Consider the following 11935-nt stretch of genomic DNA (forward strand, 5'->3'; position numbering starts at 1 on the left):
GCTCCTCCTCAGCAATCGAACGTGAACGACTCCGCGCCCGTCCCGAAGCCCTCCAGGCGCACGCGGACGGGATGGATCCGGATGCCCACCAGCTCGTCCTCGACCTGCTCGGGGCCGCGCACCGGCGCCCGGGTCCCGCCCCGCGCCCGCAGCCGGACCAGCTCCTCGAGGTAGCGGCGCACCGTCCACTCCGCCGGCATCTCCTCGGCCGTGCCGCGGATCGACACGACCCGTGGTGGCAGCAGCGAGAGGTCGAAGACGTGGGGGCGTTCGTTGGTGGCGCCCGGCGCCGGGCTCCCGACCCAGGTGACGGTCGTGTGCGGGTCGCGGCGCCACTGCGCGATGCGGGTGTGCTCGCGGCGCTGGACGAGGTCGACGGCCCACCCGTCCGCCAGGAACGCGGTCATCGTCCGGGCGACCGGGAAGCCGCGCCGGTCGATGGTGGTGACCTGGGCGAAACCCGCCTCGGTCAGCACGAAGTCCCGGGCCGCGGCCTCGATCACGCCGGCACCTCCGCCGCGGCCGCGCGCAGCCGCTCCCCCAGCTCCCGCGGCGTGCCGCCGGTTGCGAGCGCGTGCACCGCGTCGAGGACGTCGCGGCCCGCGGCGCCGAACCGGCCGGTGAGGAGGCGCACCGCCTTGGCCCGCAGCTGGGCCCGGTCGAGGGCGCGGTCGGCGTCGCCGCGCGGGCGGTCTCCGGCGGCGGTCCGGACCGTCCCGTCCCGCAGCACGACCGTGACCCGGGCGGGCCGCCCGTGCGGGTAGCCGGCGTCCAGCTCTGGGTCGTGGACGACCCGGACGCGCTGTGCGAGGTCCTGCACCGGCGGAGACGCGACGACCTGCGCGGTCATCGTCGTCTCGTCGAGCCTGCCGGTGACCAGCGCCACCGCGACGGACGTCGGCACGCTGAACCGGGCCCGCAGCTCGTCGTCCACGACGGCGTCGAACCGGGCGGCCGCCGCGAACGCCCGCACCTCGACCTCGGCGACGTCGGCGGCGTCGAGCGGGAGGAGGTCCGCGACGGCGTCGTTCACCCCGTGCAGGTGGGCGCAGGTCGGGTGCACCTTCACGTAGCCGCCGAGAACCTCGTACGCGGACCGGCCCGCGGTCAGCACGGTCGGATCCCAGTTCTGCGCGGCCACGGCGGCGAGGTGCCGGTCGAGCGCACCAGGCTCCGGTTCGAGCCCGGCGACCGCCGCGCTCCCGAGCGCGGCGCCGAGCTGCACCGACGCCCCGAGGAACGCGTGCCCGCCGGTGCGCCCGCGGAAGATCGTCGCGGCGTCGGAGAGCAGCACCGCGGACGCCGCGAGCTCGACCGCGCGCCGGGCCGCCGCGGCGTCACCGGGTGCGAGCAGCCGCGCCACCCCGGCGGCGACGCCGACCTGCCCCCAGGTGCCGATGTCGTGCACGCCCGGCGGGGTGCCGCCCATCGCGCGGCCCACCCGGACCCCGGCCTCGTACCCGGCGAGGACGGCAGACAGCGTGTCGTCGCCCGGGGAGTCCCGCTCCTCGGCCAGGGCGAGGACGGCGGGCACGACGTGCGACGCCGGGTGCCCGCGCGCGGGCCGGTGCCCGTCCTGCAGCTGGTCGGCGGCGGCGGCCGACCCGTTGAGCAGCTGCGCGCTCGCCGCCGGCCAACCCCGTGGCGATCCGACGACCGTCGCGGTGCCCACCGGCGTGCGGACGAGCCCGTCGCGGAGGGCCACCAGCTCCGGGCGGGCGCTGCCGAGCGCGGCGACCGCCACGCAGTCGGCCACCAGGTCCACGACCCGGTCGCGCACCTCGGTCGGTGCGTCCCGCCACGAGGTGCCGGAGATCGCTGATGCGAGGGCCGTGGCGAAGGCGCTCACGAGCGCGCCACCAGCCGGTCGAGCCCGCGGACGGATCCGGCGCGCGGGAGCGCCTCGCACCAAGCCAGTACGTCCGCAGTGGCGGGACCGAGCAGCTCCTCGTGCTTCGCGCGCAGGGTGGCCCGGTCGTAGGGGCGGTCGAACCCGCCGGGCGCGCGGTCCTCCTGCGCGGTGAGCGCGCGCCCGTCGCGCAGCCGCACGGTGACGCGCGCGGCGCGTACGGCGGGCGCGAGCCGCGTCATGGCCGGGTCCTCGACGACCCGGACGCGCGCCATGAGATCCCGCACCGCGGGGTCGGCGGCCACGTCGTCGGTGTAGGCGGCGATGCCGTTGTGGCCGAGCAGCAGCCGGACGGCGATGGAGTACGGGATGGAGTGCTTCCCGCCGAAGCCGCTGGTGGGGGCGGTGCCGTCGAGGCGGGTGGCGGGGTCGTACGTCGCCACCTCGACGGACTCGACGTCGGCCGCCGTGACACCGTGCTCCGCGACCAGTGCCGCGAGCGCCTCGATCGGGGCGTGGTTCCACCGGCTGCAGGCGTGCAGCTTGACGTAGTTGCGGGTCAGGTAGCGCAGCTCGCCCAGCCCGTCGTCGAGCCGGCTGTCATCGAACGCGTCGCCCAGCACCTCGCCGTACACCGTGTGCAATGCGCGCGGGTCGGCGGTCGTCCCGGTGGTGGCGAGCTCGACGGCGAGCACGCCGGACGCCGCGCTGACGCCGGTGATCGCGTTGCGGACCGTCGCCCCGCTGTTCGCGGCCCGCTGCGTGGAGGCGGGGGTGAGGGCGGCCGCGATCCGCACGGCCCGCACGGTGGTGTCCGTGTCGAGGCCGCGGAGCCGGGCGACGCCGACCGCCGCCCCGCACGCCATCGTCGTGCCGAACGGGTGCACCGCGCGGCGCAGGCGCGTGCCGGCCGCCACGCGAACGGCCACCTCGTACGCCGCCGCACACGCCGCGAGGAACGCCGGTCCGTCGGCATCGAGCTCCTCCGCGACCGCCAGCACGGCAGGGAGGGTGTGCGCGCCGGGGTGGTTGGCGGCGAACTGGTTGCCCTCGTCCAGCTCCAGCCGGACGGCCGCCTGCCCGTTCGCGAGCGAGGCGGCGTACGGGCTCGTGCGGGCACCGGTGGCGAGGACGGTCGCGGCACCCTGGCCGCCGAGCCGCGGTGCCGCCAGCGCGAACCCCGCGACCTCGGGCTCGACCGCGGCGCCCACGATCGCCGCGACGGTGTCGGTCACGACGAGCACGGCCTGGTCCACGTCGGCGAGCACGTCGCCGCCGAGGGCCCAGTCGACGAGCCCGCGCAGGCTCGTCATCCCCGCACCAGGTCCATCACCGGGCCGATGGCGCCACGTTCGGGCAGCGCCAGCACGGCGTCGGAGACCGCGGTGACGGCGCCGGCCTCGAGGACGCGCCCGGCGTTGAGCAGGAACTTCGCGGCGTGCTCCTCGGAGCTCAGCGGGTTGCCCGGCCCACCGCGGTTGGCGTCGACGCGCACCTCGTGGCGCTCGCCGTCGTCGAGCCGCACGCGCAGCACCGCGGGGAACTGGTTCGGGAAGATCTCGTCGCAGCGGGCGTCGGCCACGCAGCGCACCTTCGCGGCCAGTGCGAGCCGCCGCTCGTCGGCGGCCGCCTCGTCGGTGAAGTCGTCGTGGCCCAGGCCCAGCCCGCCGCCGCCGAGCAGCGCTGCCGCCACCGTGTACGGCCCGCTGAACGCAGCGTGGTAGCCCGAGCGCGGGCGCGCCTTCTCCTCGGGCGGCTGCGCGATCGTCCGCAGCACGGGCGAGGCGACGCCGAGCTCGATCTCCTCGATCCGCGCCGGGTCGACGCCGCGGGCACGCATCTGGAGTGCCGCGTCGATGCCGGCGTGGGTGAAGTGGTTGCACGGGTAGGGCTTGAAGAAGATGCCCGGCAGCTCCCAGTGCTCGCCGAGCCCGGCCACCACCGCGTCGACGTCCGCGCGGTCGCCGCAGAAGGCCTGCAGGAACCCGAACCGGCCCTCCACGACGGTGGGAGGGCCGGTGAGCCCGTGCCGCGCGAGGTCGGCGGCGACGACACCGGAGTGCGCGGCCCACCCGCAGTGCATCCGCTTCACGGTGCCGCCGGTGCGGTTGGCCTCGAGCAGGCCCGCCCCCATGCTGGCCGCGATCCCGGCAGCGTGGGCGATGCGCTCGGCGTCCAGTCCGCCGACCATGGCGGCGGCCACGGCCGCACCGACCGCCCCGCAGATCGAGGTGGCGTGCTGGCCGCGCTCGAAGAACACCGAGTTGCCCAGCTCGCGGTCGTACCCGCCCATGCCGAGTCGCACCGTGACCTCGACCCCGACGCCCGCGGCGTCGAGCAGCGCCGTGGCCGGCGCGCCGGCGGCCTCGGCGACGGCCAGCGCCGCAGGTACGACCGGCGACGACGGGTGCAGCACCGACGGCAGGTGCGTGTCGTCGAAGTCGAGGGAGTGCGCGAGGGTGCCGTTGAGCAGCGCCGCCGAGGGCGCGGGCAGCTTCAGCCCGGTGCCGATCGCGGTGGCGTCCGCCGGGCCGCCCCAGCCCCGCACGACCGCGGCCACCGAGCCCGCGGTCGGCTGGCCGGTGGCGGCGACGCTGTTGCCGAGTACGTCGAGCAGGCGCCGGGCGACGTCGGCACGCAGGTGCGGCGGCAACCCCGCCTGCTGGACGTCGTGGGCGAGCCGGGCGAGCCGGTGGACGACGGTGTCGGTGGTCGTGCCGGCCGTCATGCCGCCACCGCCGCGACCGGCCGTACCGGCGACCCCGTGCCGCCGACGATGCGCAGCGGCGCCATGACGAAGACGAACTCGGTGAGCCCCTCGGCCGCCGCCGGCTCGAGGTTCAGGTGCTCGATGATGTGGACACCCGCGTCGACGAGGAGCACGCGGTGCACCGGCAGCACGCTGTGCCCGGCTCCCGGCTTGATCTGCTCGTAGGCCGTGGTGTCGGCGCCGGTGCTCACGACGCCCGCCCCGGCGAGCCAGGCCGCCGCATCCGGGGTGGGGCCGGGCACCCCGTCCTGCTGGCCGAGGTAGGTGGTGGGGTCGGTGTCGAAGTGCCGGGCCCATCCCGTGCGGACCAGGACGACGTCGCCGCGGCCCACCCGCACACCCGCCCGGTCGGACGCGTCCTGCAGGTCGCGCGCCGTCACGCCGTAGCCGGCGGGGAGTACGTCCACGCCGTGCGTCCCGGCGACGTCGAGCAGCACGCCGCGGGTGAGCAGCGGGGGCGTGTGCTCGGCGCCGAGCTGCGAGAAGCGCCCGCCGCGCTGGGCCTCCGCCGCGTCGACGCCGCCGTGCAGGAGGCCGTCGTGGCTGACGTGCGAGAGCGCGTCGACGTGGGTGCCGACGTGCCCGCCGGTCACGATGATCTCGTTCGACGCCGACCCGCCGTCCGGGCGGACCACGTCGCCGTGCCGGCGCGCCAGGCTCATCCGGAAGCCGGGGTGGTTCGGGGAGCAGGGCATGCCGGTGAAGTGCGGCTGGCCGAGCTCGACGAGGCGCACTCCCCCGCTCACCGCTGCCAGAAGCGGATCGGTCATCGGTCTCCTCCTGTGGGAACGGCGAGGTCGAGCACGACCCGGGCGTGCGCGACGACGGCCGGGTCGACGAACCGCCCGTGCTCGTCGAGCACGGCGACCTCGCCGCGGGCCCGGGCATCGTCGGCCGTGCGGACGACGGCGGCGGCCCGCCGCACCTCGTCGGGGGTCGGGGTGTAGACGTCGTGGACGACCGGGATCTGCCGGGGGTGGACCACCGAGCGCCCGACGAACCCGGTGGCGCGCCCGCGCTCGCAGCTCGCACGCAGGCCCTCGAGGTCGGTGACGTCGGTCCAGACGCTCTGCACCGGGGAGGGCAGGCCGGCGGCCCGGGCCGCGACCACGACCCAGCCGCGCGCCCGGTCGAGCCCGGCGTCGGACACGAGCCGCAGGTCGGCGGACAGGTCCGCCTCGCCGAGCCCGATGCCGACGACGAGCGGGTGCGGCGCGGCGAGCTCGACGGCACGGGTGAGCCCGGCGGCGGACTCGATCACCAGCTGCAGCGGGAGGCCGGTGCGCTCGGCCACGCGCCGGACGGTGTCCGGGTCGGCGCTGCGCGGCAGCCGGACGCCGGCGATCCCGGAGCCGGTGACGGCGTCCAGGTCGGCCGCGCCCCAGGGCCCCTCGGGGTCGTTGACCCGGACCCATACCTGCGGGCCGTCCCCGGCGGCGGTGTCGACGGCGGCGACGGCGGCCGCGATCGCATCCCGCGCGTCGGCCTTCCGGTCCGGCGGCACGGCGTCCTCGAGGTCGACGACCACCGCGTCGGCGCCCGCGACCAGCGCCTTCGCGACGCGCTCGGCGCGGTGGCCGGGGACGTAGAGCCAGGAGCGGAGCACGCGCGTCATGCCGACTCCTGGTCGCCCTGGGTCGGGAGCCCGCCGCGCCAGCCGAGCGCGCGGGAGATCCGGTCCGCGGCCTCGCACAGCAGTGGCACGAACCGCTCGCGCGCGGCGTCGTCCACCCGGTCGGCCGGCCCACAGACCGAGATCGCCCCGATGGCGGTGCCGTCGAACCCGAAGACGGGCGCGGCCACCGACGCGGCGCCGCTCTGACGCTCACCGATCGAGTGGGCGTAGCCGACGGCGCGGACCTCCGCGAGGCGGGCGCGCAGCGCGTCGACGTCGGTGACGGTGCGGCTGGTCAACGTCCCGAGCTCGCCCGTGAGCACCGCCTCCTGCTCGTGGGGTGGGAGGAACGCCAGGATGCAGGTGCTGGAGCTGGCGGCGTGCAGCGGGAAGCGGCGGCCGACCTCCACGGTCATCTTGATCTCCTGCGCGCTCTCGACCTGATCGAGGTACACGCGGCCGTCGGGCACGCGGGCCGAGATCGTCGTGGTCTCGCCGGTGGCGCGCTGCAGCTCGCGCAGCACCGGCATCGCGGCGCTGCGCAGCGTCGACTCGCGCAGTGCCCTCGCCCCGAGCGCCGCCGACGCGGGGCCGAGCCGGTAGCCGCGCGAGACCGGGTCCGTGATCAGCAGGCCCCGGTCGGTCAGCGTCCGCAGGATCCGGTGCACGACGGCCTTCGAGAGGCCCAGCTGGCGCGCGATCGCGGACACGCCCAACGACTCCGGGCCGTCGGTGAACAGGAGCAGGACGTCGGCGACCCGGGCCGCGGCCTCCGTTCCGTTGATGTCCGCCAACACCCCCGCCTTCCCGACGTTCCTGCGAGCGGAACGATAGTCGGTCAGTGGAGCGAGATCCGTCAAGGCCTGGATCGGTCGCCCCGGCGACGTAGCTCCCTTGCAACAGGTCCAACCCTTGACCCTGCATCGGATCCGGTGCAGCATCCTCCGCAATCATTGTTCCGGTTACCGGAACGAAGCCCGAGCGGGCAGGAGCAGACATGAGGAAGACCTGGATCGCCGCCGTGGCGTGCGCGCTCTCCTTCGGCCTCGCGGCCTGCGGCGGGTCGGCGCCATCGGGCGCGGCGGGCAACGCCCCCGCGGGCGGGGTGAGCCCCGAGGGCACGATCAAGATCGGGTCGCTGCACCCGCTCAGCGGCGCGGCCGCGGCCGACGGGCAGCAGATGGACAACGGCGCCAAGCTCGCCGTCGAGGCGATCAACAACGCGGGCGGCATCGCGGCGCTCGGCGGCGCGAAGCTCGAACTGCTGAGCGCCGACACCCAGGGCAAGCCCGAGGTCGGCCAGAGCGAGGCGCAGCGCCTCGTGCAGGAGGGCGCGGTCGGCCTGGTCGGCACCTACCAGAGCGCGGTCACCGCGAACGTCTCGTCGGTGGCCGAGCGGAACAAGGTGCCGCTGGTCATCGACGTCTCCAGTGCCGACTCGATCCTTGCGCAGGGCTACAAGTACACGTTCCGGGTGCAGCCCAGCTCCACCGTGCTCGGCACCCGGGCGGCGCAGTACCTGAGCGAGGTCTCGACGGCGGCGAACACCCCGGCGAAGACCGTCGCGGTCCTGCACGAGCAGGGCCCGTTCGGCACCGCCATCCGCGACTCGTTCACCGCGGAGGCGCAGAAGCTCGGCATGACGGTCGGCCCGGCCATCGCCTACGACGCGGCGAGCGTCCCCGACCTCACCACGCAGATGACGCAGGTCAAGGCGGCGGGCGTCGACGTGCTGGTGGTCGCCGGCTACTACCGCGACGGCGTGCTCGCCGCCCAGGCGGTGCAGACCGTGCAGCCCGGCGTCGACGCCGTGTACGGCGTGGCCAACGGCGCGTTCGACCTGGCGCAGTTCCCGGCCGAGGTCGGCCAGGCGGGCGAGGGCTTCTTCGACGCCAACTACCACGCCGACATGACCAAGCCCGCGATGCAGGACCTCGCGAACCTGTACGAGGAGCGCTACGGCGACACGATCCGCACGGGCGCCGTCCTCTCGTACGACTCCGTGAACGTGATCGCCCAAGCGCTCCAGAAGGCGGCGTCGGCCGACCCCACCGCCGTGCGGGACGCCATCGCGGGCGGCAGCGTCGACACCCTGCTGGCCAGCAGCGGCCCGATCGCGTTCGACGAGAAGGGCGAGAACAAGAACGCCATCCCGATCCTGATGCAGGTGCAGGGCGGCACGATCCGCCAGGTCCACCCCGACTCCTTCGCCGAGGCCGCCCCGGTGTACCCCGGCCAGCCGGCGCCCGTCTCGCGATGACGACCACCGCTCCCGCGGACGCCGCGGCCACCCGCCCCCCGCTCCCCTGGGGGCGGGTGGCGTGGGTGCTCGGCGTGATCGTCGTGGCGATCGTGCTCGCCTACGTCCAGTCGGGCAGCGGCATCGTCGTCTCCCAGGCCGTGGTCACCGGGATCCTGGTCGGTGGGGTCTACGGCCTCGTCGCGATGGGCCTGACCCTGATCTTCGGGGTGCTCGACATCGTCAACTTCGCGCACGGGGCGTTCCTCGCGCTGGCCCTGTTCGCCACGTACTGGCTCGTCGCGTCGACCGGAATGCACCCCTACGTCGCGCTCGGCATCTGCACCGTCGTGATGTTCGTACTCGGGGCGCTCGTGCAGCGCGGCATCCTCGCCGGCGCGATGGGGCGGCCACTGGAGAACCAGCTGCTCATCACCCTGGGCCTCGCGATGATCATCGAGAACGCGCTGCTGCTGTTGTTCGGCGCCGACCCGCGCTCGGTCGCCCTGCCCGGCGACCGCGGCGTACCGATCCTCGGCGCGGTCGCCGATCTCTCCCGCATCCTCGCGTTCGCCGGGGCGATCGTGCTGGCCGGGCTGCTGTTCCTGCTGCTGCAGCGCACGCGGCTGGGCACGGCGATCCGCGCGGTCGCGGCCGACCAGGCGGGCGCCGAGCTCGTCGGGATCGACACGCGGCGGATCTACATGCTGACGTTCGCGATCGGCACCGCGTGCGCAGGCGCCGCGGGCGCGCTCGTGGCCCCGCTCGTGACGATCGAGCCCACCACCGGCGCCCAGTTCAACATCATCGCGTTCGTCGTGGTGGTGCTCGGCGGAATGGGCAACGTCGTCGGGGCCCTGCTCAGCGGCCTCGTCATCGGTCTCGCCGAGCAGGTCGGTGGGCTGCTCCTGCCGGGGCAGAGCCCGCTGCTCTCGGTCTTCATCGTGTTCGTGCTCGTGCTCTTCCTGCGCCCGCAGGGCCTGTTCGGGAGGTCGGGATGACGGCCGCAACCACCACCGCGGAACCGGCCCCGCCGGCCGCGCTGCCCCGGCAGCCCTGGAACCGGCACCTCGCGGTCGTCGCCGTGCTGGCGGTGCTGCTCGTGCCGCTGCCGCTCGTGCTGCCGGGCGCGCAGGAGGCGGTGGTCGTCCGGGTGATGATCTTCGCGATCCTGTCCATCGGCTGGAACGTCATGAGCGGCTTCGGCGGCATGTTCAGCTTCGGCCACGCCGCCTACTTCGGCCTCGGCGCGTACACCACGGCGTGGCTGCTCGTCGAGCGCGACGTCTCGCCGTGGATCGGGATGGCCGCGGGCATGGTCGTGGCCGCGGCGTTCGCCGTGGTCATCGGGTTCCTCGCCCTGCGCTACGAGCTGCGCGGCGCCTACTTCGCGCTCGCGACGTTCGCGTTCGCCGAGATGCTGCGGCTGTGGGCCACCAACAGCGACTTCGTGCACCGCGCCGAGGGCTACCACGTGCCACTGCTGCCGGAGAACTCCTGGTGGTACCTGCAGTTCGAGCCGGGATCGCCCCACTACTTCTGGATCGCCCTCGCGCTCACGGTCGCCGCGCTCGTCGTCAGCATCCTGTTCCTGCGGTCGCGGGCCGGGCAGTTCGCCCTCGCGGCGCGGGACGACGAGGAGGCGGCCGCGAGCGTCGGGATCCCCGTGATGCGCTACAAGCTCATGACGATGGCACTCGCCGGCGCGATCAGCTCCGTGGCGGGAGCGTTCTACGTGCAGTACTACCTGTTCGTCGATCCCGACCTCGCGTTCGGCTCCAGCCAGTCGATCCAGGCGATCCTGCCCGCCGTCATCGGCGGCGTCGCCACGATCTGGGGCCCGGTGATCGGCGCGGCCGTGCTCGGGCCGCTGTCCGACGTCACCGCGACGGTCCTGCGCAACCCGCCGCCGTTCCTCGACTTCCTGCAGGGCCGCGGCGGCCTCGACGTGATCCTCTACGGGCTGCTGCTGATCGTGATCATCCTGCTCCTGCCGAAGGGCATCTACGGAGCGCTGCGTGATCGGTGGTCCCGGCGATGACCCTGCTCCGCGTGGAAGGGCTCACGAAGTCCTTCAAGGGCCTGCGGGCCGTGGACGACGTCGGTTTCGAAGTGGCCGAGGGCGCCATCCTCGGCATCATCGGTCCCAACGGCGCCGGCAAGACCACCACGTTCAACCTGGTGGCGGGCGCGCTCGCGCCGGACGCCGGCACGGTGCAGCTCGACGGCACCGACATCACCGGGCGGCCGCCGCACCGCGTGCTCGCCGCCGGGATGGCCCGCACGTTCCAGCTGATGCGCCCGTTCTACTCGATGAGCGTGCTGGAGAACGTCACGATCGCGGTCCTGGCGGGCGGCGGCTCCCGGCGCACCGCGCGCACCGCGGCGGCGGAGGTGATCGAGCGCGTCGGCCTCGCCCGGTGGCGCGACGCCCCGAGCGAGGGGCTCCCCACCGCCGCGCTGAAACGCCTCGAGCTGGCCAGGGCGCTCGCGAGCCGTCCGCGCGTGCTGCTGCTCGACGAGGTGCTGGCCGGGCTCGTGCCCGCCGAGCGCGTGCCGGTGATGGACCTGCTCGACGAGCTGCGGTCGCAGGAGGGCGTCACGCTCGTGTTCGTCGAGCACATCATGGCCGCGGTCATGCGGCTCTCGGACTCGGTCCTCGTGCTCGACCTGGGGCGGGTGCTGACGCACGGCTCGCCGGAGGAGGTCACGCGCGACCCGCGGGTCATCGAGGCCTATCTCGGGGAGGAGCCCGATGCTGACCGTTGAGGGCCTCTCGGCCGGCTACCACCACCTGCAGATCCTGCACGAGATCGACCTGCACGTGGACGAGCGGGAGATCGTCGCGGTCGTCGGCGGCAACGGGGCGGGCAAGACCACCACGCTGAAGACGATCTCCGGGATGCTGGCGCCGACCGGTGGCACCGTCACCTTCCGCGGCGAGCCCGCCAACGGGGTGCGACCGAGCGAGCTGGTCCGGCGCGGCCTCGTGCACGTGCCGGAGGGCCGGGCGCTCTTCGGCCCGCTCACCGTGCAGGAGAACCTGCGCATGGGCGGCTGGACGCGCGGCGGGCAGCCGCTCGACGGGGACCTCGACGAGGTGTTCGCGCTCTTCCCGATCCTCGCCGAGCGCCGCGGGCAACCCGCCGAGACGCTGTCGGGCGGCCAGCAGCAGATGCTCGCGATCGGCCGAGCGCTGATGGCCCGCCCGCGGCTGCTGATGCTCGACGAGCCGTCCACCGGCCTCTCCCCGAAGCTGACCTGGGCCGTGCTCGACGCGGTGCGGGCGATCCGCGAGCGCGGCGTCGCCGTGCTGCTCGTCGAGCAGAACGCCAAGCACGCCCTCGACATCGCCGACCGCGCGTACGTGCTGGAGAGCGGCAGCATCGTCCTCACCGGGACGGGCGCCGATCTGGCCCGCGACGACCGCGTCCGCGCGGCGTACCTGGGGCTGTGACGGCC

At 74.8% G+C, this 11935-nt stretch carries 12 protein-coding genes; 5 read left to right on the forward strand and 7 right to left on the reverse strand.

Annotation, left to right across the window (positions count from 1 at the left end; all coding sequences use genetic code 11):
* Positions 1–8: 8 nt before the first annotated feature.
* The 7 genes from ABEA81_RS29710 to ABEA81_RS29740 are packed head-to-tail and all read right to left on the reverse strand — an operon-like array spanning position 9 to position 7031.
* Positions 9–503: a pyridoxamine 5'-phosphate oxidase family protein gene (locus ABEA81_RS29710; protein ID WP_345609482.1), complete on the reverse strand. Its 495-nt coding sequence runs from the start codon at positions 501–503 to the stop codon at positions 9–11.
* Entirely contained in the window at positions 500–1849 is a 1350-nt protein-coding gene (locus tag ABEA81_RS29715; protein ID WP_345609484.1) for an MmgE/PrpD family protein, read from the reverse strand. Before ABEA81_RS29715 ends, ABEA81_RS29710 begins: the two co-directional genes overlap by 4 nt.
* Positions 1846–3162 carry an MmgE/PrpD family protein gene (locus tag ABEA81_RS29720; RefSeq protein WP_345609486.1) on the reverse strand — a complete coding sequence of 439 codons (1317 nt, stop codon included), beginning with the start codon at positions 3160–3162 and terminating at the stop codon, positions 1846–1848. Before ABEA81_RS29720 ends, ABEA81_RS29715 begins: the two co-directional genes overlap by 4 nt.
* Positions 3159–4577 carry an MmgE/PrpD family protein gene (locus ABEA81_RS29725; RefSeq protein WP_345609488.1) on the reverse strand — a complete coding sequence of 473 codons (1419 nt, stop codon included), beginning with the start codon at positions 4575–4577 and terminating at the stop codon, positions 3159–3161. The genes ABEA81_RS29720 and ABEA81_RS29725 overlap by 4 nt, the downstream gene beginning before the upstream one ends.
* On the reverse strand, positions 4574–5389 hold the full coding sequence (locus ABEA81_RS29730; RefSeq protein ID WP_345609490.1) for a cyclase family protein: 816 nt from the start codon (positions 5387–5389) through the stop codon (positions 4574–4576). The genes ABEA81_RS29725 and ABEA81_RS29730 overlap by 4 nt, the downstream gene beginning before the upstream one ends.
* Positions 5386–6234 (reverse strand): HpcH/HpaI aldolase/citrate lyase family protein, encoded by an 849-nt coding sequence (locus tag ABEA81_RS29735; protein ID WP_345609492.1) that lies wholly within the window; start codon positions 6232–6234, stop codon positions 5386–5388. The genes ABEA81_RS29730 and ABEA81_RS29735 overlap by 4 nt, the downstream gene beginning before the upstream one ends.
* Positions 6231–7031, reverse strand: a complete 801-nt coding sequence (locus ABEA81_RS29740; RefSeq protein WP_345609494.1) for an IclR family transcriptional regulator — start codon at positions 7029–7031, stop codon at positions 6231–6233. Before ABEA81_RS29740 ends, ABEA81_RS29735 begins: the two co-directional genes overlap by 4 nt.
* A gap of 200 nt (positions 7032–7231) precedes the next feature.
* Between ABEA81_RS29740 and ABEA81_RS29745 the strand changes: the two genes are divergently transcribed.
* Genes ABEA81_RS29745 through ABEA81_RS29765 form a run of 5 tightly spaced genes read left to right on the forward strand, consistent with a single transcriptional unit; the run spans position 7232 to position 11930 of the window.
* Positions 7232–8494 carry an ABC transporter substrate-binding protein gene (locus ABEA81_RS29745; protein ID WP_345609496.1) on the forward strand — a complete coding sequence of 421 codons (1263 nt, stop codon included), beginning with the start codon at positions 7232–7234 and terminating at the stop codon, positions 8492–8494.
* Complete coding sequence (locus ABEA81_RS29750) at positions 8491–9474, forward strand: branched-chain amino acid ABC transporter permease (protein WP_345609498.1); 984 nt, start codon at positions 8491–8493, stop codon at positions 9472–9474. The genes ABEA81_RS29745 and ABEA81_RS29750 overlap by 4 nt, the downstream gene beginning before the upstream one ends.
* Positions 9471–10514, forward strand: a complete 1044-nt coding sequence (locus tag ABEA81_RS29755) for a branched-chain amino acid ABC transporter permease (RefSeq protein ID WP_345609500.1) — start codon at positions 9471–9473, stop codon at positions 10512–10514. Before ABEA81_RS29750 ends, ABEA81_RS29755 begins: the two co-directional genes overlap by 4 nt.
* Positions 10511–11242: an ABC transporter ATP-binding protein gene (locus ABEA81_RS29760; RefSeq protein WP_345609502.1), complete on the forward strand. Its 732-nt coding sequence runs from the start codon at positions 10511–10513 to the stop codon at positions 11240–11242. The genes ABEA81_RS29755 and ABEA81_RS29760 overlap by 4 nt, the downstream gene beginning before the upstream one ends.
* Positions 11229–11930, forward strand: a complete 702-nt coding sequence (locus ABEA81_RS29765; protein ID WP_345609504.1) for an ABC transporter ATP-binding protein — start codon at positions 11229–11231, stop codon at positions 11928–11930. Before ABEA81_RS29760 ends, ABEA81_RS29765 begins: the two co-directional genes overlap by 14 nt.
* The last annotated feature ends 5 nt before the right edge of the window (positions 11931–11935 follow it).

Source organism: Pseudonocardia adelaidensis, from assembly GCF_039543345.1.
Classification (GTDB): Bacteria; Actinomycetota; Actinomycetes; order Mycobacteriales; family Pseudonocardiaceae; genus Pseudonocardia; species Pseudonocardia adelaidensis.

What these genes read in the sequence shown, in the direction of transcription:
- ABEA81_RS29720 (WP_345609486.1), bottom strand. Translation starts at nt 3,162, where the DNA reads ATGACGAGCCTGCGCGGGCTCGTCGACTGGGCCCTCGGCGGCGACGTG.
- ABEA81_RS29725 (WP_345609488.1), bottom strand. Translation starts at nt 4,577, where the DNA reads ATGACGGCCGGCACGACCACCGACACCGTCGTCCACCGGCTCGCCCGG.
- ABEA81_RS29730 (WP_345609490.1), bottom strand. Translation starts at nt 5,389, where the DNA reads ATGACCGATCCGCTTCTGGCAGCGGTGAGCGGGGGAGTGCGCCTCGTC.
- ABEA81_RS29735 (WP_345609492.1), bottom strand. Translation starts at nt 6,234, where the DNA reads ATGACGCGCGTGCTCCGCTCCTGGCTCTACGTCCCCGGCCACCGCGCC.
- ABEA81_RS29745 (WP_345609496.1), top strand. Translation starts at nt 7,232, where the DNA reads ATGAGGAAGACCTGGATCGCCGCCGTGGCGTGCGCGCTCTCCTTCGGC.
- ABEA81_RS29750 (WP_345609498.1), top strand. Translation starts at nt 8,491, where the DNA reads ATGACGACCACCGCTCCCGCGGACGCCGCGGCCACCCGCCCCCCGCTC.
- ABEA81_RS29755 (WP_345609500.1), top strand. Translation starts at nt 9,471, where the DNA reads ATGACGGCCGCAACCACCACCGCGGAACCGGCCCCGCCGGCCGCGCTG.
- ABEA81_RS29760 (WP_345609502.1), top strand. Translation starts at nt 10,511, where the DNA reads ATGACCCTGCTCCGCGTGGAAGGGCTCACGAAGTCCTTCAAGGGCCTG.
- ABEA81_RS29765 (WP_345609504.1), top strand. Translation starts at nt 11,229, where the DNA reads ATGCTGACCGTTGAGGGCCTCTCGGCCGGCTACCACCACCTGCAGATC.